The organism is Corynebacterium sp. FDAARGOS 1242, from assembly GCF_016889985.1.
Lineage (GTDB): Bacteria > Actinomycetota > Actinomycetes > Mycobacteriales > Mycobacteriaceae > Corynebacterium > Corynebacterium minutissimum_B.
In genome coordinates this window covers 1,949,269-1,972,924 of sequence record NZ_CP069568.1, presented here as the reverse complement: position 1 = coordinate 1,972,924, position 23,656 = coordinate 1,949,269, and the positions used below count along the sequence as shown (strand labels likewise).

Genomic DNA, 23,656 nt, shown 5'->3' with positions numbered 1-23,656 from the left:
CCCCGCAACCGGAACGAGTAAAGGCCCTCGTCACGAGGAGCTTAACTCAAAAGCCTACTTATGCGATGGCGCTGCGAACCTTGGTGAAGTGCACTTTGTAAGTGGTATCCAGGTCCGCGTCTGGGAAGGCCGCACGGAAATCGCTGTCATTGACCTCAATGGCATCCTTGATGCGCATAAGCGGGGTATCCGGATCAGCGAGAACCTCGTATTGCAGCGTTGGGCGGCCACGGTCATAGGCAACCAAGCGCGAGACCTTCTCTACGCCCTCGACGTTGGACAACGTATCGGCCACCGCACCCGCAATGGCATTCATGCTGGTCTTAATGGCGCCGTCCTCATTGGAGGCGTCAGAATGCACGGTATTGAACCGGTGGTGACGCAGATTCGCAATGATAAGCCACAACCCCATCAACGCCAACACCACCGTGGCGGCAGCCAAAACATAGACCCACCAGGATTGCTCCGGCAGCCCAGCCCACGTGTCGTGGTCAACCCATTCCGCCAAGTAGGTAGCGAAGTCCACGTTGAAGTGAATGAGAATCGGCCACGCACCTAACGCGATGAGCACAATGCCCAGAATGGCAAGAATAGTGCGGTCCACGCCGGCCAGCTTCTTAGACATTGGCAATCGCCTCCTGATCGTTTTCAATGACAACGGTGAGTGTGGGGGTTGGGGAGACGTCGGCAAGCGCGGCTTCTACCGCATCGGTGACGCGTTCCTTGAGCTGTGCATCCTCTAGGTCACCCGTGGCCGTGACAATAAGGCTGGCGCGGTTGGCGGATATCTTGGCCCGGCTGCGCGCGGCACTAGCACCCGGAACGCGGCGAGCGGCAGCAGAGGCAATACGCGCGATGTCCACCGCGCGCAGCCACATGGACGCCTCCGACGAGGCGATCCGCACATGCGTCGTCTTACGCGGCGCGCAGGCCGCCCACAGCAGTATGAGACCCACCACAATGCCGATACCACCGCCGATAAGCATCCATGTCTCAACGTCGGGTTTCGACATGACGTCGATAAAGGGCTGCAGCCAGGACTGCCCGCCCTCGTCCGCGCCGACTACCCAGGCCTCCCGGCCCGCAACTACGGCGGCGGCAAGCAACACGATGCCCAAGATGACAGTCCACGTACGCGCCGGCGGTGAGGCCTTCGGGCGCTGGCCTAACGTGACCGGCAGAGTCTTCTCACTCATGGTGGGCTCCTTCGCCGAACGGGGCAATGGTAATGGCACGCAACGGGGCCGGACGGGGAACGTCAACCCGGCGGGTGAAGTCCGCCGACGGACGAATCTCCACCGGCTGCAGCGCAGTCGGTTGCGGTGCGGACACGCGGCGCGGCTGCACTGGGTGGGGTGCCTCGACCGAACGCGGCTGGACCGGACGAGGAGTCTCAACGCGCTGCAGGCGGAATTCACCAGGCATCTCCACCGGCCGCACGGCTACCGGCGGGGGAGTGTGGACGTTGCGCAGGCGTTGCTGGGGAGCAGCGCTAATTGGCCGCAACGACTCGTAGCGCTGCGTCGAAGGAGCAAAGCCGGAGGCCCGCACGGGGACATCGCCCAGCAAGCCCACCGACCGTACCGTCGTTTCCACTGGCGCCTCAACGCCCCGCACAGAGGCTGGGGTAGGAGTAGCAATCTGGCGAACAGCCACGCCACGCGAGGTCGTCACGGGCTTGAGCTCACGGGGCGTCACGGAGGCCGGAACGCGTGCAGCGAGCGGCCTGCGCGCAGCTACTTCAAGCGCGGAGGTGCGTTCACCGGCCACCGCGCCACCAACGGTCACGTTGACGCGGGTCGTGCGAAAGCCAGTAAAGTCCAGCACGGCCTGCGATACCGCGGTGCGCACTGCCGACGCCACATCCGTCACCGGCGACGGCCAGTACACGGCAATGTCAGCATCAACCGCCACGACCTTCGTATCCGGATCCATCTGTGCCATGACGCGCGGAAAGGCTCGGCCAGCAAGGCCGGCTAGTTTGGCGTCGACAGCCGCGGTTCCCGGCACACTGGCAATGGCGGAGCTAATGACCTTTTCCATCGCTCGCAGTGAGAACTGGGTGCGGCCTGTGTCGTCGAACGGAGTCGTCACTAGCCTTGGCCTCTATCCTGGCCAACCACGCCTTTCCATACGGCGGTGAGGTCGATGCGGCCATCGAAGTGCGCGCCAACCACGCCGCCAATCGCGGCTAGAAGCACCGCGAGAACGACGTACCAGACGCCGAGGTAGATGAAAAAGGCGAGAACCAAGCCGGCGAGAACGCCGAGGGAGGTGTAATTCTTCATGGTTTTCCTTTAGTTCTGTGGGGAGGCAGCAGAGTCAACTGCATCGGCGAAGACGACGTCAACGGTACGTGCGGCGGGCCAGGTGCTGCGGACGGTGTCGCGGATGGCGTCGCCAAGCTCGGCGAGGACGACGTCACTACTGACATCAACGACAACGTGCAGCTCAAGGTAGGTATCATCGCGCGGTGTGGGCCGGGAGATGCCGTGGATACGCTCGCCCGGGAAGAGCAGGGCCACTTCGCCGAAACGGCCGGGGCTGAGCTTGGCGACGCCCCTCAGTCCCGTCACCGCCTCCACAATCGCCCGCGCGGCCTCCGCCGTGAGTTGTGGGGTCTGCTGGCTCACTTAAGCCTGGCCCTGCGTGACGGCCGGAGTGGTGTCCTCGGATTCCTGCTCCTCGCGCGGCAGCTTGACATCGTGAACCACCACGTCGACGCGGTCAACGGACAGGCCGGTCATGCGCTCTACAGCATTCATGATGTTGCGGCGAATAGCCTCGGCCAGCTCGTGGATAGCCACGCCGTACTCAGCGATGATGGCGATATCAATGGAAGCGGTGCCATTAGCAACCTCCACGGAGACACCCTGGCGGACATCCTCGGAGGCACCGAAGGACTCGCGGATGGATCCCATCATGCGGGCACCGCCACCGCCCAGGGCGGCCACGCCGGAGACCTCGCGGGCGGCGATACCAGCGATCTTGGACACCACGACGTCGTCAATGCGGGTGGTGCCGAACTCCGTCTCGAGGTTCTTGTTGCGCTCTGGGGCAGGAGCCGGGGTAGTAGCTTCGGTCTTCTCAGCAACGTCCTTCGGGGTGGTGTTGTCAGCCATGGTGAAACCTTCTCAATTCTTGGGTTGGGTGATTAGTCGAGCGGCATGTGGTCGCTGTCCCCGAGCTTATCGCTGAACTCGGACCCTGTGGGGTGGGGGAGACAAACTTTGGCTGAAACGTGACTTTGGGCACGGTTTTCGTAGCGGTTTGGAAAACGGGAGGTTACATGCTTAAATACAGGGGTTGCTTTAACACAGCAACGTAGCCGCAGGCACAAGCTTGTAGGGCGTTGTTGCTGGTAAAGCGAACATGACACCTTTGTTGTGAGGCTTCAACGAGTCACACTCGAAGGTCATCTGATCGGGCTAGGTCCGCGTTTGAGCAGAGACACCCCCGAGACGATGGACCGGAGAAGGAGCATGGCAAATAAACAGCGGCAGTATATGAATAAGACTTTGGTTGCAGATCTGTGATCGAACGCCCCAGTCTTCTTCCTATTGACTTTGACTACGGGTCTTGTACCCCGTCATGAGCACTGCACGGGCTGGGCATTTGCCTAGCGCTGTATCTCATGGTCGTCATGACAGTCAGACAACTGGCGTTGTGCCAAGGCTCCATGCCCGGACAACGTTATAGAGAAATCGAGAAGCAATTTCCCACCGCTTCACGCCCCGGAAAGGCCGGGAATGTGAAAGTGGGGAAGCGAGGAAGAGGATAAGCGTGGCGGGACAAAAGATCCGCATTCGGCTGAAGGCCTACGACCACGAGGCTATCGACGCTTCTGCAAAGAAGATCGTTGAGACCGTAACCCGTACGGGTGCTCGTGTTGTTGGTCCGGTGCCGCTCCCAACCGAGAAGAACGTATACGCCGTTATTCGTTCTCCGCACAAGTACAAGGACTCTCGCGAGCACTTCGAGATGCGCACTCACAAGCGCCTCATCGACATTCTCGACCCGACCCCGAAGACCGTTGACGCTCTTATGCGCATCGACCTTCCGGCAAGCGTCGACGTGAATATCCAGTAAGCGATCGACACAACGTATTTGGTGGAGAACTAATTATGAGTGAAAACGAGATCAAGGGCATTCTGGGCACCAAGCTCGGCATGACCCAGGTCTTCGACGAGGAGAACCGCGTTGTGCCGGTCACCGTCGTCGAGGCTGGGCCGTGCGTGGTTACCCAGATCCGCACGAAAGAAACCGATGGCTACGACGCCATCCAGATTGCCTTCGGTGAGAAGGACCCGCGCAAGGCCAACAAGCCGGCCGCTGGTCACTTCAAGAAGGCTGGCGTGACCCCGCGCCGCCACGTGGCTGAAATCCGCATGGATGACACCTCTGCATACGAGGTGGGTCAGGAGGTCAAGGTGGATATCTTCGAGGGCGTGACCTTCGTTGACGTCACCGGCACCACCAAGGGCCACGGCTACGCCGGCGCCATGAAGCGCCACGGCTTCGCAGGCCAGGGCGCTGCCCACGGTAACCAGGCTGCTCACCGCCGCGTCGGCGGTATCGGTGGCGCTTCGTTCCCGGGCCGCGTCTTCAAGGGTAAGCGCATGGCTGGCCGCATGGGCCAGGACCGCGTGACCACCCAGAACCTGAAGATTCAGAAGATTGATGCCGAGTCCAACCTGCTGCTCATCAAGGGCGCTGTCCCTGGTGCGCGCGGTGGCCTCGTCACCGTTAAGACCGCAGTGAAGGGCGGTGCACACGCATGAGCAACCTCAAGCTAGACGTCCAGACCGCTGACGGTAAGACCAACGGCTCTGTTGAGCTGCCGGCCGAGCTCTTTGACACCGAAGCATCCATCGCTTTGATGCACCAGGTTGTCAACGCTCAGCTCGCTGCTGCTCGCCAGGGCACCCACAAGACCAAGACTCGCGGCGAGGTTCGCGGCGGTGGCCGTAAGCCGTTCCGCCAGAAGGGCACCGGTCGCGCCCGCCAGGGCTCCATCCGTGCACCGCACTACACCGGCGGTGGCACCGTGCATGGCCCGGTTCCGCGCGACTACTCCCAGCGCACCCCGAAGCGCATGATCAAGGCTGCTCTCTACGGTGCACTGTCTGACCGTGCACGTAACGAGCGCATCCACGTCATCGAGGAGCTCGTCCCGGGTCAGACCCCGTCCACCAAGCAGGCCAAGGCCTTCATCGAGCGCCTCACCGACCGCAAGAACGTTCTTCTGGTCATCGGCCGCGAGGACATTAATGCTCGCCGCAGCGCCAACAACCTGCCGAACGTCCAGATCCTGGACGCCGGCCAGCTGAACACCTACGACGTTCTCTACTCGGACGACGTTGTGTTCTCCGTTGAGGCTCTGCACACCTTCGTCGAGCGCGCCACCGGCGGCGCCGAGGAAGCTAAGGAGGAGAAGTAATGGCTAAGCTCGCTAACCCGCGCGACGTCATCATCGCACCGGTTGTGTCCGAGAAGTCCTACGGCCTGATGGAGCAGAACGTCTACACGTTCTACGTCTCCACGGACTCCAACAAGACCCAGATTAAAGATGCCGTAGAGCAGATCTTCGGCGTGAAGGTTGCTTCCGTCAACACCGTCAACCGTGCAGGTAAGCGTAAGCGCACCCGCACCGGTTACGGTCAGCGTAAGTCCACCAAGCGCGCCTACGTGACGCTCCGTGAAGGCAGCGACTCCATCGACGTCTTCGGCGGTTCTGCTAGCTAGCAGAACGGCTTAAAGAGCCGATAAGGAAAAGGAAGAATTATGGCTATTCGTAAGTACAAGCCGACAACTCCGGGTCGCCGCGCATCCTCCGTGTCTCAGTTCGAGGAAATCACTCGTTCCACTCCGGAGAAGTCCCTGCTGCGCCCGCTGAGCAAGACTGGTGGTCGTAACAACTACGGCCGCATCACCACCCGCCACATCGGCGGTGGACACAAGCGCCGTTACCGTCTCATCGACTTCCGTCGTACCGACAAGGACGGCATCCCTGCAAAGGTCGCTCACATCGAGTACGACCCGAACCGTACCGCTAACATCGCCCTGCTGCACTACGCAGATGGCGAGAAGCGCTACATCATCGCCCCGAAGGGCCTGAAGCAGGGCACCGTCGTCGAGTCCGGCCCGAACGCAGATATCAAGGTGGGCAACAACCTGCCGCTGCGCAACATCCCGACCGGTACCACCATCCACGCTGTGGAGCTCAAGCCGGGCGCTGGCGCTAAGCTGGCTCGCTCCGCTGGTGCCTCCATCCAGCTGCTGGGTAAGGAAGGCAAGTACGCAATCCTGCGTATGCCGTCCTCCGAGATCCGTCGCGTCGACATCCGTTGCCGCGCCACCGTCGGTGAGGTTGGCAATGCCGAGCAGATGAACATCCGCTGGGGCAAGGCCGGCCGTATGCGCTGGAAGGGCGTCCGCCCGACCGTCCGCGGTGTCGTTATGAACCCGGTCGACCACCCGCACGGTGGTGGTGAGGGTAAGACCTCGGGTGGTCGCCACCCGGTGTCGCCGTGGGGCCACAAGGAAGGCCGCACCCGCAACCCGAACCGTTACTCGAACAACATGATCGTGCGCCGTCGTCGCCCGAACAAGAAGCGCTAAGAGGAGGTAAACAATGCCACGCAGCCTGAAGAAGGGCCCGTTCGTCGATGAGCACCTCCTCAACAAGGTAGATGCTCAGAACGAGGCCGGCACCAAGCAGGTCATCAAGACCTGGTCTCGCCGCTCCACCATCCTGCCCGACTTCATCGGTCACACCTTCGCCGTCCACGACGGCCGCAAGCATGTGCCGGTGTTCGTCGAGGACTCCATGGTTGGTCACAAGCTTGGCGAGTTCGCACCCACCAAGACCTTTAAGGGTCACGTCAAGGACGACAAGAAGGGACGTCGATAAGCGATGAGTGACACCATCACCTCCGCATCCGCAACGGCTCGCTACGTCCGCGTTACCCCGATGAAGGCACGCCGCGTCATCGACTTGGTTCGCGGAAAGTCCGTATCCGAGGCACTTGCAATCCTGAAGTACGCTCCGCAGGGCGCCGCTAAGCCGGTTGCCAAGGTTGTTGCATCTGCAGCTGCCAACGCTGAGAACAACTTCGGCCTGGACCCGCGCACCTTGGTCATCTCCGAGGCCTACGCCAACGAGGGTCCGACCATGCGTCGTTTCCAGCCGCGCGCACAGGGCCGCGCATTCATGATTCGTAAGCGCACCAGCCACATCACCGTGGTTGTCGAGAGCCAGAAGGAAGGGGCCAAGTAATGGGCCAGAAGATCCATCCTCACGGCCTACGTTTGGGCATCACTTCCGACTGGAAGACCCACTGGTACGCCGATAAGGACTACGCCAACTACGTAGCCGAAGACATCAAGATCCGCCAGTACCTGGAGAAGGGCCTCGACCGCGCCGGCATTGCCGACGTCGTCATCGAGCGCACCCGCGACCGCGTCCGCGTCGACATTCACACCGCCCGCCCGGGCATCGTGATCGGCCGCCGCGGTGCTGAGGCTGACCGCATCCGCCGCGAGCTCGAGAAGCTCACCGGCAAGATGGTTGCCCTCAACATCCTCGAGGTCAAGCAGGTTGACGCCAACGCAACCCTGGTTGCGCAGTCCGTCGCCGAGCAGCTGGTAAACCGCGTGGCCTTCCGCCGCGCAATGCGCAAAGCCATCCAGTCCGCTATGCGCCAGCCGCAGGTTAAGGGTATTAAGATCCTCCTGTCTGGTCGTCTGGGCGGCGCTGAGATGTCCCGCACCGAGCGCTACCACGAGGGTCGCGTTCCGCTGCACACCCTTCGCGCCGAAATCGACTACGGCACCGCAGAGGCCCACACCACCTTCGGCCGCATCGGCATCAAGGTGTGGATCTACAAGGGTGACGTCGTCGGTGGCGTGCGCGAGTCCGAACTGAACGCTCCGGCGCAGGGCCGTGGCCGCGGTGACCGTAACGGTCGTCCGCGTCGTGGTGGCCAGCGTCGTCAGCGCGCACAGCAGAAGCAGGAGGGCTAATCCATGCTGATTCCTAAGCGCGTCAAGTACCGTCGCCAGCACCGCCCGAACCGCTCGGGTGTGTCCAAGGGCGGTAACCGCATCAACTTCGGTGACTACGCCATCCAGGCTCTTGAGCCGGCGTACATCACCAACCGTCAGATTGAGGCCGCACGTATCGCCATCAACCGCCACGTCAAGCGTGGCGGTAAGGTCTGGATTAACATCTTCCCGGACCGCCCGCTGACCCAGAAGCCGCTCGGTGTTCGTATGGGTTCCGGTAAGGGCCCGGTCGAGAAGTGGGTTGCCAACGTTAAGCCGGGTCGCGTCCTCTTCGAGATGACCTACCCGAACGAGGAAACCGCCATCGAGGCACTGCGCCGCGCTGGTCAGAAGCTTCCGTGCAAGGTCCGCATCATCAAGAAGGAGGACCAGTTCTAATGGCTACCGGTACCCCCGCCCACGAGTTCCGTGAGCTCGACAACGCTGAGCTGGAGACCCGCCTGAAGGACGCGAAGGAAGAGCTCTTCAACCTTCGTTTCCAGAAGGCCACCGGCCAGCTGACCAACAACCGCCGCATCGGCACGGTTAAGCGCGACATCGCCCGCATCTACACCGTTCTGCGCGAGCGCGAGCTGGGCCTGTCCGTTGCTCCGGGAGCTGAGGCTTAATCATGAGTGAGGCAAACGTGAACACTAAGAAGGAAAAGGGCGCTCGCAAGACCCGCACCGGCATCGTTGTCTCCGACAAGATGGACAAGACCATCGTTGTCGAGCTCGAGGACCGCAAGCAGCACGCCCTTTACGGCAAGATTATGCGTACTAACAAGAAGGTTAAGGCGCACGACGAAGAGAACACCGCCGGCATTGGCGACCGCGTTCTCATCTCCGAGACTCGCCCGCTGTCCAAGGACAAGCACTTCCGTCTCGTCGAGATCGTGGAGAAGGCTAAGTAAAACCTAGCCCTCTTACGATGCACGAACCCCGGCACCTTGCGGTGCCGGGGTTTTGCGATCCCAAGCGCGGTGCCATTGTGGTATCACTGAGATATGTCAATCAACCTGAGGCTTACGGAAGAGCAAGCGAAACATCTGACGCTGCTGGCTGGTCAGGCCGGTCTTTCTAAGCAGCAGTACATGGTGTCGATTATTGAGAAAGAATTCGAGAAGCTGGTAGCTAGAGACTACGTAGCCCGCCATTTTGCGGATATCTCTGAGTACCGTTCCGAACTACTAGAGCGTCTCAAGGATGCTTAAGGGCTAATGGACATCAGGCAGGTCTTCTCGCTCGAGGTAATCAAACCCTTGCTTGAAGAGTTAGGGTTTGTCGCCCGAGATTGGGGGCTGGTCGATGCTGCACTTCAACGTCCGTTTTCGACCTTTGGCGGACATGAGTTCTACCCAGATGCTTTTTCAAAGACAGCTGCGCTTATCTCCTCTATTGAAGACGGACACCCGTTTATTGATGGAAATAAGCGAGTAGACCTCTACCTTGCAACGCTGATGCTGAAGGCCCACGGTCTCGATTCCTTTAGAGTCCCGGACGATGAGTTCTTCGACATTCTCTGTAGGAGTGCTCGGGGAGAACTTGATGTTGGAGAGATTGCAGCGCTGCTGCGACGCCATTTCCCTAGTACGCCAGGCTGGTCTTAGCGCTTGATGGACGCGATGGCGATGCAGAACACGCTGAGCACCGCGCCTACCCCAAGTAGGAAAGTGCCGATGCGGTAGGGGGTAGCTGCTGTGGCGTCGATAGTGCTGTAGAGGTGGTTCCACACCAGCCAACCCGCTATGAGGACGAGGGCGCCGAGCGCTGAGTTCAAGCGCAGCCCGCGCGTGGGACGCTGGGTGGGGGAAAAGGCGTGGAAGGAGGCGTCGACAAGCGCGAGGCCAGCAACAACCACCGAGGTCCACGCAGCAACTGGCACCGGTAACAGAGCGCCGGCTCCGAGGATGACCGGCAGGATGAACGACACCGCAACGAGGGCAAAAAGAAGGCCATGCAGGATGGCTGTGCGCAGTGAATACGTCATAGTTGTCGCTCCTCCTTGGCCCGAGTGGTCACCACAACGAGTCCTTCTCTACACACGATGCTGTTCATAGAGCCCATAGTATCGAGGGAATGCATTCTCGATGCGCATTTCCACAGGTGCAGACCTGAAGGGCGGTGGATAGCCTGGCGCGGAGGACGTGGGTGGCCTGGCGCGGAGGGCGTGGGTGGTCCGGGGCGGGGGAGAGCGCGTGGCGCAGACGCGTGATTTGGGGAAATGGGGTAGGGCATGGTTGAATAAACGGGTTGCATATGGCCGGTCGGTGCAGCGCGATGCGTTTCCGAATCGCCGCACCGAGACCCTTCGACCGCTGTCAACAGCGCGTTCGTCGCACAACCTATGCCACGTAAGTAAGTAGACCAGGTGCGTCAAGGACGGAAATCTTGACGCACGTTAATCCAGGTCAGGAGACCCATAGTGATTCAGCAAGAATCGCGTCTGCGCGTCGCCGACAACTCCGGTGCACGAGAGATTCTCGTCATCCGCGTTCTCGGTGGCTCCGTTCGACGTTTCGCTGGCATTGGTGACGTTGTTGTCGCCACTGTCAAGGAAGCCACCCCGGGTGGCAACGTAAAGGAAGGCGATGTCGTCAAGGCTGTCGTCGTCCGCGCCAAGAAGGAGACCCGTCGCCCGGACGGCTCCTACATCGCATTCGATGAAAACGCCGCAGTTATTCTCAAGGGTGACAACGAGCCGCGCGGTACCCGCATCTTCGGCCCGGTTGCTCGCGAGCTTCGTGACAAGAAGTTCATGAAGATCGTTTCTCTCGCACCGGAGGTGATCTAGTCTTATGAAGATTCATAAGGGCGATATGGTGATTGTTATTTCGGGCCCGGACAAGGGCGCGAAGGGCAAGGTCATCGAGGCATACCCGAAGCGTGAGAAGGTCCTCGTTGAGGGCGTTAACCGCGTTAAGAAGCACGTTGCTAACTCCGCTACCGAGCGTGGCGCCGAGTCCGGCGGAATCGTAACCCAGGAAGCTCCGATCCACGTGTCCAACGTTGCGATCCTGGACTCCGAGGGCAACCCGACCCGCGTGGGCTACCGTTTCGATGAAAACGGCAAGAAGGTCCGCATCGCACGTAGCAACGGGAAGGACATCTAAAATGAGCGAGAACTACACTCCGCGTCTGAAGACCCGCTACCGCGAGGAAATCAAGAAGGCTCTCAACGAAGAGTTCAAGTACGACAACGTGATGCAGATTCCGGGCGTCACCAAGGTCGTTGTCAACATGGGTGTGGGCGACGCTGCCCGCGACTCCAAGCTGATCAACGGCGCTATCGAGGACCTCACCGCGATTACCGGCCAGAAGCCGCAGGTACGTCGCGCCAAGAAGTCCATCGCTAACTTCAAGCTCCGTGAGGGCATGCCCATCGGCGCACGCGTCACCCTGCGTGGCGACCGCATGTGGGAGTTCCTGGACCGCCTGCTGACCATCGCGCTGCCGCGTATTCGCGACTTCCGCGGTCTCTCCGACCAGCAGTTCGACGGCCACGGCAACTACACCTTCGGTCTTACCGAGCAGACCATGTTCTACGAGATCGACATCGACAAGGTGGACCGCCCGCGTGGTATGGACATCACCGTCGTGACCTCCGCTACCAACGACGAAGAGGGCCGCAAGCTCCTGCGCGAGCTCGGCTTCCCGTTCAAGTAAATAGCGCTTGAGGCAATCCCTCGGCACTCCGAAAGGAGTCCGGGGGATTGTTGCGTTTTAGTGGCGAAGCCACGTAGCCGCGCCTGCCACGAAGAGGGCGGCGCACACGATGGCAACGATGGGAGACATACCTTGGCCGAGGGAATTGCCCAGCGGCGTGGTCTCGCCCACGTACCAGGGGAAAAGGGGTGCCAGCAGCGACAGTGGGAGCGCAATTCCCGCAGAGGGCTTCGAGCTCAGGCGGCTACGCAGCGCTAGTACGAGGCCAACCACAGCGAGGCAGAAAAAGATCGTGGATACAGAATGAATCGGTACCACCCCAAGGAACAATCCGATTCCAAACACTGCAGTCCACGCTGCGGCAGCCGAGCCCAACAAGGTAACTTTCTCCTTGCGCAGCGAACGGGCGGTGCTTGCGGCCTCGTATCTCTCGTCCCACGAACTGCTCAGCAACGCCAGTATGGAGCCTGCGACGAGCAGTGGCAGCAGGTTGAAAACGAACACGGGACGGTTCAGTGGCGCTCCGAAGAGCTGTGGTACGGCCAGGTTATCTAGGAACTGCGCTACCACGCCAAGGCTGAGGATTAAGAAGAACTCCGGCCAACGGCGAAGTCTCAGGTAAGGGTTCATTGTGCAACCCCCAGTGGCGGTAGCTCGGAGCCGCACGTCTGTATGGTGTGAACAAAGGGAGCCAGAGCCCTGGCTTGTTCCGCGGGCGAACGGTGCGACAGGTCGTTCTCAATCCAGGCACGCGCGGGAGTAGTTGAGCCTTGCGCGCTGAGGGTAGAAAACCTGTCGTCCTGCGTTCTGAAGGCATACGTGGCCCAGTCCGAGAGCACCTGGTGTGCGTTGCGAGAGGCAGCGGTTTCTTCGCAGGGGCGCTGAGCGCGCAGCGCCGCAGCTTGCGCTTCATAAACGCGGGTATACAGGGCCGCTGGGCTAGTAACTGTGTGGGATAATTCCGTGGAGTGCTCCGAGCCAGGTTGACCGTATGTGCCGGTGAGGGGAGGAAGGCCGGCGTCGACAAGCACCTGCGTGAATTCCTGCCAGTGCGCGTCTGCAGCTACGACAAGCGCGTGGTCCTCCGGCCAACTGCAGTATCGCTGTGTGTTCGCATCCCGAGTGCAGCTTGCCGACGCCTCCGTGGTGTCCCGTGCCCGCGTACCCTGCGGCCCCACTGCCGCGGAGCCAACAGCGGCGACGGTGATGATGACTAGAAAACTCAGCGCGGTGTAACGCGGGGCAGGGTGGTGGCGTGTCAGTGCAGCAAGGACACAGGCACTGAGGGCTACCACCATGACGGCAGAAATTGCGGCCGAAGCCACCCGTGGCTGCCGAGCGATCAGCTCGTACCCATTGCCGGGGAAGAAAAGAAAGCGTGGGCAAGCCGGTATGGAATCCGCACACGCCGATACCACGCACAAAGCTAGCGTGAGGAGTGCTGCGAGTAACGCGGTGAGAAGCCGGCGTCGGACAAGGACGCCCAAGCCTGCGCCGAGAACCGCACATAGCACAACCCACACAAGGCTGCTGATGATGACAAGGAACCACGGCGAGCCTCCCACGGGCGCGGTATACACAAACCCTGCCAGGATTATGAAGCCGATAAGAATGCTGGCCAGTCCCCACGCCAACGCCGGGCCGACGAGAAGTGCTGCTGTGCGAGCGCGCGAGGTGGATGTGGAGCGCAGAAACGTAGCGTCCTGGCTTCCTGAGTCCCATGCAGCAATACTTGCGAGAAGTACGCCTGTAGCCGCGGCGACAACCACACAGATTGCGGTGGCCTCTGGCCAGGAACCGGCGACGTTACTGCCCCGCGCAGAGGCAAAACTCAGCAGCGCGGTGAAGAGTACAACAGGAATGAAGCGAAGGCGTCTCACACAGCAGCCCCTCCCTGTGTCCCGTCGGTAGCTTGTTCGGTGACGGTACAGAATCCTTGCTCTACGGAGTCATACCTTTCGATGAAATCTGCAACAGAAGAATCGGCTGCGATGCACCCACGATGAAGAATGAGCGCGCGATCGGCGGAGTCCATATCAGCCGCGATGTGCGTAGACATGAGGACACTGGTGCCGTTCGAGGCCATGTCACGCAGTGCGCGGATGAGCGAGGACCGATGGTGTGGGTCGAGGCCTGCGGTGGGTTCGTCGAGAAGCAGCACATCTGGCTCGTGGACAATGCCCGCCGCGACCATGGCGCGGCGCTGCATTCCACCGGAAATCGCGCGTAGGCGAGTAGTGCTGTGTTCCTCCAAGCCCATTATCCGCAAGGCGTTGACCGCGTGGTGGCGTGCTGTTGCGCGGTCCAGTCCGCGCAGCCATCCAACGTCTGCTACGAAATCCACTGCGCGTTGCGCCGGATCAAAGACACTGCGTTGCGGAACCCAGCCGATGCGCTGCCGCCACGAGTCGGAACGGCGGACGTCTTCACCACCCACGAAGATGGTTCCTGTCGGCGGGCGTAGCTCACCGGCGATGAGCTGCATGAGTGTGCTTTTCCCCGCGCCATTTGCGCCGAGGAGGACGGTGAGCCCTGGGGCGAGGTCGAAGGATATATCGCGAACAACCTCAGCGCGGGCGGAGTAGCCGTAGCTGAGGTGCTGGACAGACAGGAAGGGTGTCATCCCACAAGGTTTTCATAAGTGAAAAGTGATTGCAATTGTTCATTGTAGGTCAGTGATTGACCTGCGGCGCGTGCGGAGGAGTACGATACAAACGTCTCTGAAATCTCAATCGTGCGAGGTAATCGATGTCCTTGAATGATGCTGCTGCGGCGGCCGTGACGAAGAAGGTCACGCTCCTAGATCAGTCCTTCTCCCGCTTTGCTGTCCGCTCTACCTTGGCGGGCGTGTACCTGGCCATCGGTACGGCGTTTGCGGCGGTGCTGGGAATGGGCGTCGAGAAGCATATGGAAGGCATGGGCTCGCTCGTCTTTGCCTGCCTATTCGGCTTGGGCCTGTTTGCCATCGTCATTCTGGGCGCGGACCTGGCTACCGGCAACATGATGTACATGGTCTATGGCGCCGTGAACAAACACGTGAGCTGGGGCAAGGGCATGTGGCTCTTGGTCGTCACCACCCTGTTTAACTTGGTGGGCGTCGTGCTCTTTGCCGCTGCCATGGGGGTGTCGGCGAAGCTGGGCGGTATGGATCCGAATCACCTCATTGCCACGCTATCGATGGGCAAGCTGACCAAGGGCCCGGGCGGTATGTTCGTGGAGGCCATCCTGGCTAACTTCGTGGTCAACATGGCGATTGTGGGTGGCGTCTTTGCCAAGGACATCGTGTCCAAGTTTTTCGTCATCGTGCCTATCATTGCCTGCTTCGTGGGCTTGGGCCTGGAGCACGTGATTGCGAACTTCTGCCTCATGCTGCTGACCTTCTTCTGCGCCAGCCCGCTGCCGGAGGGCTTTACCCTCGGCGCGGTGCTGCTCAACTGGTCCATCGTGTGGGTCGGCAACCTTATCGGCGGCGGCTTCCTTATTGGTGGCGTGTATGCCTGGCTTAACTCCGGCCCGGAAGCGTACCGCGACTAAGCTCGCCCGAATAGAGGTTGAAGCGGTCACCGCGGGCAAAGCCCACGAGCGCCATGCCGGTCTCCCGCGCGGTCTCAACCGCCAGCGATGAGGCTGCGGAGACCGCGACGAGCATGCCGAAGCCGGCCATCGCTGCCTTGTTGACGAGCTCGAAGCTGGCGCGCGAGCTCATGACCAGGATGAGGTCGCTGGCGGGGAGCATATCTTCCATGAGCAGGTGGCCAATGACCTTGTCGGCGGCGTTGTGGCGGCCCACGTCCTCGCGGACGACGACAGGTTCGCCGTCAAGGGTAAACGCGCCCGCGGCGTGGATGCCGCCGGTCTTGCGGAACTGCCTCTGCTCTTGTTTGAGGGTGTCGGGAAGCTGAGCGACGACCCTCGGGTCCACCGGCACGTGCGGAATCTCGTAGCGCGATTGCTTCATGAGCGCCTCAATAGAGGAGGTGCCACACACGCCGCAGGCAGAGGTGGTTGTGGTGAGGCGAAGATCTGCAAGGGTTAGCGCATGGGGGTGGGCGAGCTCCACGTCGAGAAGGTTATAAGGATTGCGGCCATCCACGGACGCGCCGGCGCAGTAGCGGGCCTCCTGAACGTCGCTAACCTTCTCAATGTGTCCTTCGGAGTGGAGGAAGCCGTGGGCCAACTCGACATCGTGGCCGGGCGTGCGCATCGTCGTCGTAAGCGTCTGGCCGCCGACGCGAATCTCCAGGGGTTCCTCGCCGGCGACGGTATCGCCGCGGGTATCGGCCTGGGTGACCTGGCCCTCCTCATCGAGGCGCACCTTGGTCACCGCAAAGGTGGCGTTGATGCGCCCGCTCATCGGTTGAGGGCCTCCTTCAAGGTGGCGATGTGAGCGCGGGCCTCGTCGACGTCCTTCGAGGCCAAACCAACCAAATACGCCGTCAGCGGGGCAGCGGGGCGGGATTGGGTATGGGCCACGTCTTTGGTGAGGTCAAGCAGCTCTTTGATGAGGGCGGTGGCGTCGGCCGAGGAGACGTCGACAAGCACTGCGGCCTCCTCAAGCCACTGGTGTGCCGTACGGATGGGGTCTTGTTCTTCACTCATAACCAACAATGCTAACGCGTTTTGGAAAACAGCATGTCAACGGGTAGAGTAAGCCGACGGACTTGCATTTTTCCTCATCCCGCACTGAGAAAATAGTGCGCGAACAGCGGAAATGTGCCAAGCCGGAAGAATTGAACACATCTACTTTGTTGTAGGCCCCTCGCCGTAGATAGCGGACCGTTGTCTGTATCAAAGGGTGGCGAGCGCCTCACGGTATTGACTGTGGGGAGCGTGAGTAGCCCGAAATCACACGGAGAACGCTTTGGTGAGTTTTACGGGAACCGCAACGAGAAAGGTTACAGGTCACTCATATGACTATGACTGATCCTATTGCCGACATGCTGTCGCGCGTGCGCAACGCATCTAATGCGCACCACGACTCCGTGTCGATGCCGACCTCCAAGCTCAAGGTGAACATCGCCGAGATCTTGAAGCAGGAAGGCTACATCGCTGACTACTCCGTCGAGGGCCGCGAGCTGTCCCTCGAGCTTAAGTACAACAACCGTGAGCGTTCCCTCTCGGGTCTGCGTCGCGTGTCTAAGCCGGGTCTGCGTGTGTACGCAAAGTCCACCGAACTGCCGCAGGTTCTGGGCGGCCTGGGCGTGGCCATTATTTCCACGTCCCAGGGTCTGCTTACCGACCGTCAGGCTCAGGAGAAGGGTGTAGGCGGAGAAGTTCTCGCCTACGTCTGGTAAGGGAGGATTGACACATGTCTCGTATCGGTCTAGCACCTATCGCCGTCCCGAAGGGCGTCGAGATCACCATCAACGGCCAGGTTGTCAACGTGAAGGGTTCCAAGGGCACCCTCGAGGTTGAGCTGCCGGAGCCGATCACCGCAGCTGTCGAGGACGATGAGATCAAGGTCTCCCGTCCGGATGACGACCGCAAGAACCGCGCTCTGCACGGTCTGTCTCGCTCCCTGGTCAACAACGCCGTTGTTGGCGTGACCGAGGGCTACACCAAGAAGATGGAAATCTTCGGTGTCGGTTACCGTGTCCAGCAGAAGGGCAAGGACCTGGAGTTTTCTCTGGGCTACTCCCACCCGATCCTTATTAAGGCTCCGGAGGGCATCACCTTCGCTGTGGACGGCGCAACCAAGCTCTCCGTATCTGGTATTGACAAGCAACTGGTTGGACAGGTCGCCGCGTACATCCGCCGCCTGCGTAAGGACGATCCTTACAAGGGCAAGGGTATTCGCTACGACGGCGAGCAGGTCCGCCGCAAGGTCGGAAAGACGGGTAAGTAAGCAATGGCTAACACTGAAAACGCAAAGCGCACCCCGGTTGGCAAGGACATTTCCTCGCGTCGTCGTGAAGCACGCGCGCGCCGCCACTTCCGCATCCGTAAGACCCTCCGCGGCACCCCTGAGGCACCGCGTCTGGTCATTCACCGCTCCTCCCGCCACATGCACGTCCAGGTCATCGACGACCTGGCCGGCCACACCCTGGCTGCTGCTTCCTCCATGGAAGCCGACGTGCGCGCACTCGAGGGCGACAAGAAGGCCAAGGCTGCCAAGGTAGGCGAGCTCATCGCTGAGCGCGCCAAGGCCGCTGGCATCGAGCAGGTCGTCTTTGACCGTGCAGGCTACAAGTACCACGGCCGCGTTGCTGCGCTGGCCGACGCCGCTCGCGAAGGTGGTCTGCAGTTCTAATGATTAAGGCACACGGAAACATCAACGGAAGGAACGCCTAATGTCGGACCGTGAACAGCGTGACGGCGGACGCTCCGCCGAGAACAACAACGACCGCAAGGGTCGCAACAACGGCCGTCGTAACGACCGCCGCAACCAGCAGGACAACGAGCGCGATAAGTACATCGAGCGCGTTGTGACCATCAACCGCGTCTCCAAGACCGTTAAGGGTGGCCGCAACATGTCCTTCACCGCTCTCGTCGTCGTTGGCGACGGCCAGGGCATGGTTGGCGTCGGCTACGGCAAGGCCAAGGAAGTCCCGGCCGCAATCCAGAAGGGTGCAGAAGAGGCTCGCAAGAACTTCTTCCGCGTCCCGATGATTGCTGGCACCATTACCCACCCGGTTCAGGGTCGCGACGCAGCTGGCATCGTCATGATGAAGCCGGCCGCTCCGGGTACTGGTGTTATCGCCGGTGGTGCTGCTCGTCCGGTGCTTGAGTGCGCTGGCGTGCAGGACATCCTGTCGAAGTCCCTGGGCTCCGACAACGCTCTCAACGTCGTCCGCGCTACCGTGGACGGCCTCAAGCAGCTGGTTCGCCCCGAGGAAGTTGCCGCACGTCGTGGCAAGTCCCTCGAAGAGGTCACGCCAGCCCAGATGCTGCGCAAGCGCGCAGGTCAGGAGGCATAAGCAATGGCTCTGAAGATTACTCAGGTGAAGGGCCTTGTGGGCACCAAGCCGAACCACCGCGCCAACATTGAGGCTCTTGGCCTCAAGCGCATCGGTCACTCTGTTGTTAAGCAGGACACCCCGATCATCCGCGGCATGGTTCACAAGGTGCGTCACCTGGTCACCGTCGAAGAAGTGGCAGGGGAGTAAACCATGGCTGATATCATCAAGCTCCACGACCTGCGCCCGGCCGCAGGCTCCAACAAGCCCAAGACCCGCGTCGGCCGCGGTGAGGCATCCAAGGGTAAGACCGCTGGTCGCGGTACCAAGGGCACCGGTGCTCGCAAGCAGGTTTCCGCTGCTTTCGAGGGTGGCCAGATGCCGCTGCACATGCGTCTGCCGAAGCTCAAGGGCTTCAAGAACCCGAACCACGTTGAGTACCAGGTAGTTAACGTTGCTGACTTGGCTGAGAAGTTTGCACAGGGCGGCGACATCACCGTTGCTGATATTGCAGCTGCTGGCCTCGTCCGCGCTAACCAGCCGGTCAAGGTTCTGGGCAACGGCGACATCAACGTTAAGCTGAATGTCACCGCTGACAAGTTCTCCAAGTCTGCTGTCGAGAAGATCGAGGCTGCTGGCGGCACCGCCACCACCAAGTAAATCGTTTCTCGGTTCGCGGAGAACCTAACTGCACACCCTCCCACGGGGCCACCATTTCGGTGGTCTGTGGGAGGGTTGTGGCGTTTTTGCCCGCGCATGGTCGCCGGGGCCGTGGTGCTGGAAGGCGGCGGGGGCGCTTGGCTGTTCTGGGGGAAGCGAGGGTGCGCGGTTGCTGGGGGGGGCATTGGGTCTGCGCGGCTTCTCTCTGGGCTGCAAAAGGTGCTAATGCCTTTTGAGGGGCACCATATGGTCGGGTTGTTATGTGTTGACCTGGGGTTTTGTCGCGGGAGGTTTGCAAAAGGTACTAATGCCTTTTAAGAGGCACCTTATGGCCGAATTTTTATGCGGTGACCTGGGGATTTGCCGAATCGGGGTCGCAAAAGGCATTTCTTAAAAGGTTCCAATGCTCCGCTACGGCTAGCGTCCTACTGGCGTCCTGCTAGCGTCCCGCTAGCGCCCTGCTTGTGTCCTGCTAGTGCGCTGCTGGAGTTTCACCAGTTCCCTGCTAGTGTCCGGCTAGCTTATAAATCCATGAGGTGATAGACTTCTTTCTCAGAAATACTGCATGCCAGTTTAAGGAGAAGTTCATGACCTTTATCAGCCAGATCGTCGCGGGTTTTATGGCCACCATTATGTCGCTGTTTGGCCTCGCCGCGCCGCTCGATGACAACGGCGTGCACTCCCAGGCCGCTGCCGCACACGTGGAAAATGCCACCGCCGGTGAGAACGCGCCGTCTGCCCAGCCGGGTGCAGAGCTGAGCCCACAGAAGGCCGTGGAACGCGAGCTTTTCCTCGCCACCGAGGAACTGGGCCATGAATTCATGACCATCCGCTTCGAAGGCACCACGACTGCCCACATCGTTTTCCTTGAGTCCTACAACCCGGACACCGATCAGGCTGCTGTTGACCGCATGATGAAGTCCCTGGCTGACAATGGTTTCGTTCGTGTGGACGCTGTTGCGTAACCCCGCCCGAATCTAGCAAGACCCCCATGACCAGGGATGAGATCCTGGTGATGGGGGTCGGGCTGTTTAGGCGCCCATCTTAAGCATCGTTGACCGTCTTGTCGTAGAGGCTCGGGAAGCGGTTGTCCGGGTCGGTCACTGCCTTGATGTGTGCGGGCAGTTCGCCGCCGTAGAGTGACGCAAACTCTTCGGGGGAATAGAAGGCCTCTGAGTACAGGGACTTGTGCCCACCGAGTTCGCTGACTTTGGCCTCAATGATGCGGTTGAAGGCGCCATTGCCGGGAGCGGTGGGGTCGACGTGATTGCCCTCCACCCCGGACCAGAAACCCACGTTGACCCAGGTCTGGCCCGGCAGCAGCGGGTAAAGCGGCCAGGGATCAGGTGAATCGGCCGCGATGTCACCAGTACCGATGAGGTCCTCCACACCATCGCGTAGCCGGATTGGGCAGAGCCACACCGGCTGAATATCGGAGGCCTTAAAGAACCAACGCAGGAACTCAGGCAAGTTATCCGGAGTGACCTCGATGTCTTGCACTACTCGCTCGCCGCGGGGAAGGCCCTTGGGCTTCTTAATGAAGTTGTATTCAAGTTCGTACTTGCGGTCCAAGCGCACCAGCTTCCAATAGAAGGAGCTGCGCCGCAGCTCACGCGGCCACACTTTGCGTACCCGCGGGTTTTGTGCCCCGAAGGCGCGGGAGCACCAGAACCAGTCGGTATCCCAGCGCCAGATGTAATCGCGCACCGTCAGGCGGTCGTGGCGGATACCGCGGGCATGCTGGAGGCTGCGATAAAAGATCTTGTCCCTCGTGTAGTCCGAGGTCGGCCCCTCCTCATCCGTAAAACGCGCCATGACAAGGTATGCCTCGTTTGGGGAGAAGACCACCCCATCGAGCCCGTGGAGGTCCTGGTCGTTGTAGGTGTGGGTACGGGAGACGTCGTCAAGCACGCGTGCGAGTGAGTCGACGTCGTGGAAGCGCACTTCCCGCAGTTCCACATAGGGTTTCACCGCGCGCAGCTCAATCTTGAGGCGCACCGCGTACCCCAGAGAGCCGTAAGAGTTGGGGAAGAGGCGGAAGAGATCGACGTTCTCCTCGCGTGAGCAGGTGACAATCTCCCCGGTTCCGGTAAGGATGTCCATCTCCAGCACCGATTCGTGGGGTAGGCCGTCACGGAAGCTCGTGGCCTCCACGCCCATGCCCGTCACCGCACCGCCGAGCGTAATGGTTTTCAGCTGTGGCACCACGAAAGGCATGAGGCCATGCGGCAAGGTGGCATCGACTAGGTCTTCGTAGGTGCACATGCCCTGGACCTCGGCAGTCTGCGCAATGGGGTCGACCTCAATGACACCTCCCAGGCCGGAGACGTCCAGCCCCGCTTGCTCGCCGCTGCGGCCGCGGAAGAGGTTCGAGGTCTTTTTGGCCAGGCGCACGCGCTTATCCTTCGGCACGGCGCGGAAGCTGCGCAGGAGCTTATCGACGCCCTCCCGGTGCGCCTTCCAACCCACCGGCGGGACCTCCACGGCGTCGACACTGCGGTGATTACTGATTCGGTTAACGAAACGAGACACCATTTTTCCTCCTAAAAGCGCGAATCTTCCCACCAGCGGCGCTCAGGCACACCGGCGCGGGAGCCGGCGTCGCCCAGCTTGACGCCCAGGAAGTGGTAGAGGTTGATGATGTTGTGCTCGAAGCCCCACTCGGAGCCGGCCATGTAGATGGCCCACAGGCGCGCAGTGGGCAGGCCTACCAGGGAGCAGGCTTCCTCCCATGTGTCTTTGAGGTTCTCGCACCAATCGTGGAGCGTGCGCATGTAGTCGAAGCGCAGGGACTCGGTATGCACGACTTCAAATCCGGCGTCCTGCATGCACTTGGTAATGGTGCCGGAGCCGGACAGCTCGCCATCGGGGAAGATGTAGCGGTCGATGAAGCCGCCCTTGGGGGTTTTGTGGTTATCCGGGTAGGTAATGCAGTGGTTGAGCATGAGTCCGCCGGGTTTCAGCTTGCCGTTAAGGAAGCGGAAGAAATCGGGGTAGTTCTTCACCCCGATATGCTCGAGCAGGCCGATGGCGGAGATGGCGTCGAAGCCCTCCTCGGTGACGTCGCGGTAATCCATGAAGCGGATCTCGGCGAGGTCTTCAAGGCCCTCTTCCTTGATCTTGGCCTGGCCCCACTCGGCCTGTTCCTTGGACAATGTCACGCCTAGGGACTTCACTCCGCGCTTGGCGGCGTAGCGCACCATGCCGCCCCAGCCGCAGCCGACGTCGAGGTGGCGGTCGCCTTCCTTGAGCCGCAACTTGTCGAAGATAAGGCGGTATTTGTTCTCCTGCGCCTCATCGAGAGTGGCATCGGGGGAGGGGTAGTAAGCACAGGTGTAGGTCATGGAGTCGCCGAGGAAGAGCTCGTAGAAATCATTACCCACGTCGTAGTGGTCAGAGATCACCTCGGCGTCGCGTTCCTTGGAGTGCTTGGACAGACCCTCGTGCAGCTTGCGTCGCAACCAAGAGGCACGCTCGACGTCGGGAACCGGTTGAATCTGGAACGCACCCATGGACGCCAGCGAACGCACGACGCGCGCCAGGGTCTTGGCGTCCGGCTTGGTGAATTTGTCATACATGACGTGGAGTGCGTCGAAGATGCCATAAGGGTGCGCTGGGTGTTCACCTTCAACCGTGATGCCGTCGGTGACATAGGCGCGGGCGAACCCGACATCACCCGGGCGCGTGGCGATATAAGCCAAGCCTTGGAGGCTGTTGATCGTGACGGTGAATGGAGCGTCGGCAGGGCCGGTGACGGAACCGTCGAAGGCTTCCCAACGGAAAGGATTGGGCTGCGGGACGAATGCATCAATGATCTCCGCCACGGTCATGGGGGTAAAACGCGTACTCATAGAACTACGTACTTCTTTCGCTTCATCGTTAGGCAGATATATAAACGGCCGTACTCCGAGGCGCCCCGGGCGTCGCGGGAGAGGTCGAAGAGGGGTAGGTCGCCTTGTAGCGACATTGCTAAGGAGCAACACAGGCCATGGTAGGACGGAAAAGGAAATAGCGCTAAGGACAAAACTATTTTCAGTTGGCCGAGGGGTAGATGTGGCGAAATAGCGCGCGGCTGGAAGGGTAAGCGGGGCAAAAGTTTTCAACCGTTCCTGACTTGGCTCAAATTAATGTCGAAAGAACCCGAACCATGTTGAGCGTTAGGTAGTTAACGTTGCTGACTTGGCTGAGAAGTTTGCGTAGGGCGGCGACATCACCGTTGCTGCTGGCCTGGTTTGTAAGGATCAGCCGGTCAAGGTTCTGGGCAACGGTGAGATCAACCTTAAGTTGAATGTCACCGCTGAAGAGTTTTCCAAGTCTGCTGTTGAGAAGATCGAGGCTGCTGACGGCACCGCCACCGCAACCAAGTAATCTCTACTCAATAGATTCCAT

General features: G+C 60.6%; 38 protein-coding genes and 1 pseudogene. 25 read left to right on the top strand and 14 right to left on the bottom strand.

Annotation, left to right across the window (positions count from 1 at the left end):
- Nucleotides 1–58: 58 nt before the first annotated feature.
- From I6J72_RS09440 to I6J72_RS09415, 6 genes are read right to left on the bottom strand one after another with little or no spacing between them, the layout of a single operon-like run.
- Entirely contained in the window at nucleotides 59–625 is a 567-nt protein-coding gene (locus I6J72_RS09440) for an alkaline shock response membrane anchor protein AmaP (protein WP_204098996.1), read from the bottom strand.
- Nucleotides 618–1,196, bottom strand: a complete 579-nt coding sequence (locus I6J72_RS09435; protein WP_204098995.1) for a DUF6286 domain-containing protein — start codon at nucleotides 1,194–1,196, stop codon at nucleotides 618–620. Before I6J72_RS09435 ends, I6J72_RS09440 begins: the two co-directional genes overlap by 8 nt.
- A complete protein-coding gene (locus tag I6J72_RS09430) occupies nucleotides 1,189–2,094 on the bottom strand; it encodes an Asp23/Gls24 family envelope stress response protein (RefSeq protein ID WP_239107304.1) in 906 nt (301 codons plus the stop codon). The genes I6J72_RS09435 and I6J72_RS09430 overlap by 8 nt, the downstream gene beginning before the upstream one ends.
- Complete coding sequence (locus tag I6J72_RS09425; RefSeq protein WP_042529283.1) at nucleotides 2,094–2,288, bottom strand: hypothetical protein; 195 nt, start codon at nucleotides 2,286–2,288, stop codon at nucleotides 2,094–2,096. Before I6J72_RS09425 ends, I6J72_RS09430 begins: the two co-directional genes overlap by 1 nt.
- Before the next feature lie 9 nt (nucleotides 2,289–2,297).
- Nucleotides 2,298–2,633, bottom strand: coding sequence for a hypothetical protein (locus tag I6J72_RS09420; protein WP_070673484.1), 336 nt, complete (start codon nucleotides 2,631–2,633; stop codon nucleotides 2,298–2,300).
- Nucleotides 2,634–3,122 (bottom strand): Asp23/Gls24 family envelope stress response protein, encoded by a 489-nt coding sequence (locus I6J72_RS09415; protein ID WP_204098994.1) that lies wholly within the window; start codon nucleotides 3,120–3,122, stop codon nucleotides 2,634–2,636.
- A gap of 661 nt (nucleotides 3,123–3,783) precedes the next feature.
- Between I6J72_RS09415 and rpsJ the strand changes: the two genes are divergently transcribed.
- The 13 genes from rpsJ (at nucleotide 3,784) to I6J72_RS09350 (ending at nucleotide 9,655) form a co-directional block, all read left to right on the top strand.
- Nucleotides 3,784–4,089 carry a 30S ribosomal protein S10 gene (gene rpsJ / locus I6J72_RS09410; protein ID WP_003848085.1) on the top strand — a complete coding sequence of 102 codons (306 nt, stop codon included), beginning with the start codon at nucleotides 3,784–3,786 and terminating at the stop codon, nucleotides 4,087–4,089.
- Nucleotides 4,090–4,124: 35 nt separating this feature from the next.
- Complete coding sequence (gene rplC, locus I6J72_RS09405; protein WP_070673486.1) at nucleotides 4,125–4,781, top strand: 50S ribosomal protein L3; 657 nt, start codon at nucleotides 4,125–4,127, stop codon at nucleotides 4,779–4,781.
- Nucleotides 4,778–5,440 (top strand): 50S ribosomal protein L4, encoded by a 663-nt coding sequence (rplD, locus tag I6J72_RS09400; protein WP_204098993.1) that lies wholly within the window; start codon nucleotides 4,778–4,780, stop codon nucleotides 5,438–5,440. The genes rplC and rplD overlap by 4 nt, the downstream gene beginning before the upstream one ends.
- On the top strand, nucleotides 5,440–5,745 hold the full coding sequence (gene rplW, locus I6J72_RS09395) for a 50S ribosomal protein L23 (RefSeq protein WP_039673704.1): 306 nt from the start codon (nucleotides 5,440–5,442) through the stop codon (nucleotides 5,743–5,745). Before rplD ends, rplW begins: the two co-directional genes overlap by 1 nt.
- Before the next feature lie 39 nt (nucleotides 5,746–5,784).
- Nucleotides 5,785–6,621: a 50S ribosomal protein L2 gene (gene rplB, locus I6J72_RS09390; RefSeq protein ID WP_039673706.1), complete on the top strand. Its 837-nt coding sequence runs from the start codon at nucleotides 5,785–5,787 to the stop codon at nucleotides 6,619–6,621.
- 13 nt (nucleotides 6,622–6,634) lie between these two features.
- Nucleotides 6,635–6,913, top strand: a complete 279-nt coding sequence (gene rpsS / locus I6J72_RS09385) for a 30S ribosomal protein S19 (RefSeq protein ID WP_010189646.1) — start codon at nucleotides 6,635–6,637, stop codon at nucleotides 6,911–6,913.
- A gap of 3 nt (nucleotides 6,914–6,916) precedes the next feature.
- Nucleotides 6,917–7,279 carry a 50S ribosomal protein L22 gene (gene rplV, locus I6J72_RS09380; protein WP_039673710.1) on the top strand — a complete coding sequence of 121 codons (363 nt, stop codon included), beginning with the start codon at nucleotides 6,917–6,919 and terminating at the stop codon, nucleotides 7,277–7,279.
- Complete coding sequence (rpsC, locus tag I6J72_RS09375; protein ID WP_070673489.1) at nucleotides 7,279–8,025, top strand: 30S ribosomal protein S3; 747 nt, start codon at nucleotides 7,279–7,281, stop codon at nucleotides 8,023–8,025. Before rplV ends, rpsC begins: the two co-directional genes overlap by 1 nt.
- 3 nt (nucleotides 8,026–8,028) lie before the next feature.
- The gene (gene rplP / locus I6J72_RS09370; RefSeq protein WP_070673490.1) at nucleotides 8,029–8,445 is read left to right on the top strand and encodes a 50S ribosomal protein L16; all 417 of its coding nucleotides are present in this window, start codon (nucleotides 8,029–8,031) and stop codon (nucleotides 8,443–8,445) included.
- Nucleotides 8,445–8,675 (top strand): 50S ribosomal protein L29, encoded by a 231-nt coding sequence (rpmC, locus tag I6J72_RS09365; protein ID WP_005276944.1) that lies wholly within the window; start codon nucleotides 8,445–8,447, stop codon nucleotides 8,673–8,675. The genes rplP and rpmC overlap by 1 nt, the downstream gene beginning before the upstream one ends.
- A 2-nt stretch (nucleotides 8,676–8,677) precedes the next feature.
- Nucleotides 8,678–8,959 (top strand): 30S ribosomal protein S17, encoded by a 282-nt coding sequence (gene rpsQ, locus I6J72_RS09360; protein ID WP_039673717.1) that lies wholly within the window; start codon nucleotides 8,678–8,680, stop codon nucleotides 8,957–8,959.
- Nucleotides 8,960–9,052: 93 nt separating this feature from the next.
- On the top strand, nucleotides 9,053–9,259 hold the full coding sequence (locus I6J72_RS09355; RefSeq protein ID WP_204098992.1) for a CopG family transcriptional regulator: 207 nt from the start codon (nucleotides 9,053–9,055) through the stop codon (nucleotides 9,257–9,259).
- Nucleotides 9,260–9,265: 6 nt separating this feature from the next.
- On the top strand, nucleotides 9,266–9,655 hold the full coding sequence (locus I6J72_RS09350; RefSeq protein ID WP_204098991.1) for a type II toxin-antitoxin system death-on-curing family toxin: 390 nt from the start codon (nucleotides 9,266–9,268) through the stop codon (nucleotides 9,653–9,655).
- On the opposite strand, the gene I6J72_RS09345 is transcribed toward I6J72_RS09350, so the two are convergent.
- Nucleotides 9,652–10,035 carry a hypothetical protein gene (locus I6J72_RS09345; protein WP_204098990.1) on the bottom strand — a complete coding sequence of 128 codons (384 nt, stop codon included), beginning with the start codon at nucleotides 10,033–10,035 and terminating at the stop codon, nucleotides 9,652–9,654. The two genes, I6J72_RS09350 and I6J72_RS09345, sit on opposite strands and share 4 nt — an antisense overlap.
- A gap of 435 nt (nucleotides 10,036–10,470) precedes the next feature.
- Here I6J72_RS09345 and rplN point away from each other — a divergent pair, with 435 nt between their 5' ends.
- Genes rplN through rplE form a run of 3 tightly spaced genes read left to right on the top strand, consistent with a single transcriptional unit; the run spans nucleotide 10,471 to nucleotide 11,711 of the window.
- Nucleotides 10,471–10,839: a 50S ribosomal protein L14 gene (gene rplN, locus I6J72_RS09340; protein ID WP_070673493.1), complete on the top strand. Its 369-nt coding sequence runs from the start codon at nucleotides 10,471–10,473 to the stop codon at nucleotides 10,837–10,839.
- Between the two features lie 4 nt (nucleotides 10,840–10,843).
- Nucleotides 10,844–11,158, top strand: a complete 315-nt coding sequence (rplX, locus tag I6J72_RS09335; protein WP_039673728.1) for a 50S ribosomal protein L24 — start codon at nucleotides 10,844–10,846, stop codon at nucleotides 11,156–11,158.
- Between the two features lies 1 nt (nucleotide 11,159).
- Nucleotides 11,160–11,711: a 50S ribosomal protein L5 gene (gene rplE / locus I6J72_RS09330; RefSeq protein ID WP_070673494.1), complete on the top strand. Its 552-nt coding sequence runs from the start codon at nucleotides 11,160–11,162 to the stop codon at nucleotides 11,709–11,711.
- A 57-nt stretch (nucleotides 11,712–11,768) separates the two neighbouring features.
- Here the strand turns inward: rplE and I6J72_RS09325 are convergent, their stop codons facing one another.
- The 3 genes from I6J72_RS09325 to I6J72_RS09315 are packed head-to-tail and all read right to left on the bottom strand — an operon-like array spanning nucleotide 11,769 to nucleotide 14,334.
- Entirely contained in the window at nucleotides 11,769–12,341 is a 573-nt protein-coding gene (locus I6J72_RS09325) for a hypothetical protein (RefSeq protein ID WP_204098989.1), read from the bottom strand.
- On the bottom strand, nucleotides 12,338–13,591 hold the full coding sequence (locus tag I6J72_RS09320; RefSeq protein WP_204098988.1) for a hypothetical protein: 1,254 nt from the start codon (nucleotides 13,589–13,591) through the stop codon (nucleotides 12,338–12,340). Before I6J72_RS09320 ends, I6J72_RS09325 begins: the two co-directional genes overlap by 4 nt.
- Complete coding sequence (locus I6J72_RS09315) at nucleotides 13,588–14,334, bottom strand: ABC transporter ATP-binding protein (protein ID WP_204098987.1); 747 nt, start codon at nucleotides 14,332–14,334, stop codon at nucleotides 13,588–13,590. Before I6J72_RS09315 ends, I6J72_RS09320 begins: the two co-directional genes overlap by 4 nt.
- Nucleotides 14,335–14,459: 125 nt before the next feature.
- Between I6J72_RS09315 and I6J72_RS09310 the strand changes: the two genes are divergently transcribed.
- Nucleotides 14,460–15,245 carry a formate/nitrite transporter family protein gene (locus I6J72_RS09310; protein WP_204098986.1) on the top strand — a complete coding sequence of 262 codons (786 nt, stop codon included), beginning with the start codon at nucleotides 14,460–14,462 and terminating at the stop codon, nucleotides 15,243–15,245.
- Here I6J72_RS09310 and fdhD read toward each other — a convergent pair.
- Together fdhD and I6J72_RS09300 are read right to left on the bottom strand one after the other, a co-directional pair.
- On the bottom strand, nucleotides 15,214–16,065 hold the full coding sequence (gene fdhD, locus I6J72_RS09305) for a formate dehydrogenase accessory sulfurtransferase FdhD (RefSeq protein WP_204098985.1): 852 nt from the start codon (nucleotides 16,063–16,065) through the stop codon (nucleotides 15,214–15,216). The two genes, I6J72_RS09310 and fdhD, sit on opposite strands and share 32 nt — an antisense overlap.
- Nucleotides 16,062–16,310: a DUF6457 domain-containing protein gene (locus I6J72_RS09300; RefSeq protein ID WP_204098984.1), complete on the bottom strand. Its 249-nt coding sequence runs from the start codon at nucleotides 16,308–16,310 to the stop codon at nucleotides 16,062–16,064. The genes fdhD and I6J72_RS09300 overlap by 4 nt, the downstream gene beginning before the upstream one ends.
- A 311-nt stretch (nucleotides 16,311–16,621) precedes the next feature.
- Between I6J72_RS09300 and rpsH the strand changes: the two genes are divergently transcribed.
- The 7 genes from rpsH to I6J72_RS09265 all read left to right on the top strand — a co-directional run bounded on the left by rpsH (nucleotide 16,622) and on the right by I6J72_RS09265 (nucleotide 20,232).
- Nucleotides 16,622–17,005: a 30S ribosomal protein S8 gene (gene rpsH / locus I6J72_RS09295; RefSeq protein ID WP_070673498.1), complete on the top strand. Its 384-nt coding sequence runs from the start codon at nucleotides 16,622–16,624 to the stop codon at nucleotides 17,003–17,005.
- A gap of 14 nt (nucleotides 17,006–17,019) precedes the next feature.
- Nucleotides 17,020–17,556 carry a 50S ribosomal protein L6 gene (rplF, locus tag I6J72_RS09290; protein WP_204098983.1) on the top strand — a complete coding sequence of 179 codons (537 nt, stop codon included), beginning with the start codon at nucleotides 17,020–17,022 and terminating at the stop codon, nucleotides 17,554–17,556.
- A 3-nt stretch (nucleotides 17,557–17,559) separates the two neighbouring features.
- Nucleotides 17,560–17,961: a 50S ribosomal protein L18 gene (gene rplR / locus I6J72_RS09285; protein ID WP_039673743.1), complete on the top strand. Its 402-nt coding sequence runs from the start codon at nucleotides 17,560–17,562 to the stop codon at nucleotides 17,959–17,961.
- Nucleotides 17,962–18,001: 40 nt separating this feature from the next.
- A complete protein-coding gene (gene rpsE, locus I6J72_RS09280; protein WP_083311939.1) occupies nucleotides 18,002–18,628 on the top strand; it encodes a 30S ribosomal protein S5 in 627 nt (208 codons plus the stop codon).
- Nucleotides 18,629–18,631: 3 nt separating this feature from the next.
- Entirely contained in the window at nucleotides 18,632–18,817 is a 186-nt protein-coding gene (gene rpmD / locus I6J72_RS09275) for a 50S ribosomal protein L30 (protein WP_039673747.1), read from the top strand.
- 3 nt (nucleotides 18,818–18,820) lie between these two features.
- Entirely contained in the window at nucleotides 18,821–19,267 is a 447-nt protein-coding gene (gene rplO / locus I6J72_RS09270) for a 50S ribosomal protein L15 (RefSeq protein ID WP_039673748.1), read from the top strand.
- A gap of 587 nt (nucleotides 19,268–19,854) precedes the next feature.
- Nucleotides 19,855–20,232, top strand: a complete 378-nt coding sequence (locus I6J72_RS09265) for a hypothetical protein (RefSeq protein WP_204098982.1) — start codon at nucleotides 19,855–19,857, stop codon at nucleotides 20,230–20,232.
- Nucleotides 20,233–20,311: 79 nt separating this feature from the next.
- Here the strand turns inward: I6J72_RS09265 and I6J72_RS09260 are convergent, their stop codons facing one another.
- Nucleotides 20,312–21,802 (bottom strand): FAD-binding oxidoreductase, encoded by a 1,491-nt coding sequence (locus I6J72_RS09260; protein ID WP_204098981.1) that lies wholly within the window; start codon nucleotides 21,800–21,802, stop codon nucleotides 20,312–20,314.
- Between the two features lie 8 nt (nucleotides 21,803–21,810).
- The gene (locus I6J72_RS09255) at nucleotides 21,811–23,118 is read right to left on the bottom strand and encodes a class I SAM-dependent methyltransferase (RefSeq protein ID WP_204098980.1); all 1,308 of its coding nucleotides are present in this window, start codon (nucleotides 23,116–23,118) and stop codon (nucleotides 21,811–21,813) included.
- A 283-nt stretch (nucleotides 23,119–23,401) separates the two neighbouring features.
- Here I6J72_RS09255 and I6J72_RS13170 point away from each other — a divergent pair.
- Nucleotides 23,402–23,635: pseudogene (locus I6J72_RS13170) on the top strand (uL15 family ribosomal protein); the annotation flags it as partial.
- Between the last annotated feature and the right edge of the window lie 21 nt (nucleotides 23,636–23,656).

Excerpts from the sequence above, each read along its gene's own strand:
- I6J72_RS09440 (WP_204098996.1), bottom strand. The coding sequence starts at position 625 with ATGTCTAAGAAGCTGGCCGGCGTGGACCGCACTATTCTTGCCATTCTG.
- I6J72_RS09435 (WP_204098995.1), bottom strand. The coding sequence starts at position 1,196 with ATGAGTGAGAAGACTCTGCCGGTCACGTTAGGCCAGCGCCCGAAGGCC.
- I6J72_RS09425 (WP_042529283.1), bottom strand. The coding sequence starts at position 2,288 with ATGAAGAATTACACCTCCCTCGGCGTTCTCGCCGGCTTGGTTCTCGCC.
- I6J72_RS09415 (WP_204098994.1), bottom strand. The coding sequence starts at position 3,122 with ATGGCTGACAACACCACCCCGAAGGACGTTGCTGAGAAGACCGAAGCT.
- rplC (WP_070673486.1), top strand. The coding sequence starts at position 4,125 with ATGAGTGAAAACGAGATCAAGGGCATTCTGGGCACCAAGCTCGGCATG.
- rplD (WP_204098993.1), top strand. The coding sequence starts at position 4,778 with ATGAGCAACCTCAAGCTAGACGTCCAGACCGCTGACGGTAAGACCAAC.
- rplW (WP_039673704.1), top strand. The coding sequence starts at position 5,440 with ATGGCTAAGCTCGCTAACCCGCGCGACGTCATCATCGCACCGGTTGTG.
- rplB (WP_039673706.1), top strand. The coding sequence starts at position 5,785 with ATGGCTATTCGTAAGTACAAGCCGACAACTCCGGGTCGCCGCGCATCC.
- rpsS (WP_010189646.1), top strand. The coding sequence starts at position 6,635 with ATGCCACGCAGCCTGAAGAAGGGCCCGTTCGTCGATGAGCACCTCCTC.
- rplV (WP_039673710.1), top strand. The coding sequence starts at position 6,917 with ATGAGTGACACCATCACCTCCGCATCCGCAACGGCTCGCTACGTCCGC.
- rpsC (WP_070673489.1), top strand. The coding sequence starts at position 7,279 with ATGGGCCAGAAGATCCATCCTCACGGCCTACGTTTGGGCATCACTTCC.
- rplP (WP_070673490.1), top strand. The coding sequence starts at position 8,029 with ATGCTGATTCCTAAGCGCGTCAAGTACCGTCGCCAGCACCGCCCGAAC.
- rpmC (WP_005276944.1), top strand. The coding sequence starts at position 8,445 with ATGGCTACCGGTACCCCCGCCCACGAGTTCCGTGAGCTCGACAACGCT.
- rpsQ (WP_039673717.1), top strand. The coding sequence starts at position 8,678 with ATGAGTGAGGCAAACGTGAACACTAAGAAGGAAAAGGGCGCTCGCAAG.
- I6J72_RS09355 (WP_204098992.1), top strand. The coding sequence starts at position 9,053 with ATGTCAATCAACCTGAGGCTTACGGAAGAGCAAGCGAAACATCTGACG.
- I6J72_RS09350 (WP_204098991.1), top strand. The coding sequence starts at position 9,266 with ATGGACATCAGGCAGGTCTTCTCGCTCGAGGTAATCAAACCCTTGCTT.
- I6J72_RS09345 (WP_204098990.1), bottom strand. The coding sequence starts at position 10,035 with ATGACGTATTCACTGCGCACAGCCATCCTGCATGGCCTTCTTTTTGCC.
- rplX (WP_039673728.1), top strand. The coding sequence starts at position 10,844 with ATGAAGATTCATAAGGGCGATATGGTGATTGTTATTTCGGGCCCGGAC.
- rplE (WP_070673494.1), top strand. The coding sequence starts at position 11,160 with ATGAGCGAGAACTACACTCCGCGTCTGAAGACCCGCTACCGCGAGGAA.
- I6J72_RS09325 (WP_204098989.1), bottom strand. The coding sequence starts at position 12,341 with ATGAACCCTTACCTGAGACTTCGCCGTTGGCCGGAGTTCTTCTTAATC.
- I6J72_RS09315 (WP_204098987.1), bottom strand. The coding sequence starts at position 14,334 with ATGACACCCTTCCTGTCTGTCCAGCACCTCAGCTACGGCTACTCCGCC.
- I6J72_RS09310 (WP_204098986.1), top strand. The coding sequence starts at position 14,460 with ATGTCCTTGAATGATGCTGCTGCGGCGGCCGTGACGAAGAAGGTCACG.
- fdhD (WP_204098985.1), bottom strand. The coding sequence starts at position 16,065 with ATGAGCGGGCGCATCAACGCCACCTTTGCGGTGACCAAGGTGCGCCTC.
- I6J72_RS09300 (WP_204098984.1), bottom strand. The coding sequence starts at position 16,310 with ATGAGTGAAGAACAAGACCCCATCCGTACGGCACACCAGTGGCTTGAG.
- rpsH (WP_070673498.1), top strand. The coding sequence starts at position 16,622 with ATGACTATGACTGATCCTATTGCCGACATGCTGTCGCGCGTGCGCAAC.
- rplF (WP_204098983.1), top strand. The coding sequence starts at position 17,020 with ATGTCTCGTATCGGTCTAGCACCTATCGCCGTCCCGAAGGGCGTCGAG.
- rplR (WP_039673743.1), top strand. The coding sequence starts at position 17,560 with ATGGCTAACACTGAAAACGCAAAGCGCACCCCGGTTGGCAAGGACATT.
- rpsE (WP_083311939.1), top strand. The coding sequence starts at position 18,002 with ATGTCGGACCGTGAACAGCGTGACGGCGGACGCTCCGCCGAGAACAAC.
- rpmD (WP_039673747.1), top strand. The coding sequence starts at position 18,632 with ATGGCTCTGAAGATTACTCAGGTGAAGGGCCTTGTGGGCACCAAGCCG.
- rplO (WP_039673748.1), top strand. The coding sequence starts at position 18,821 with ATGGCTGATATCATCAAGCTCCACGACCTGCGCCCGGCCGCAGGCTCC.
- I6J72_RS09265 (WP_204098982.1), top strand. The coding sequence starts at position 19,855 with ATGACCTTTATCAGCCAGATCGTCGCGGGTTTTATGGCCACCATTATG.
- I6J72_RS09260 (WP_204098981.1), bottom strand. The coding sequence starts at position 21,802 with ATGGTGTCTCGTTTCGTTAACCGAATCAGTAATCACCGCAGTGTCGAC.
- I6J72_RS09255 (WP_204098980.1), bottom strand. The coding sequence starts at position 23,118 with ATGAGTACGCGTTTTACCCCCATGACCGTGGCGGAGATCATTGATGCA.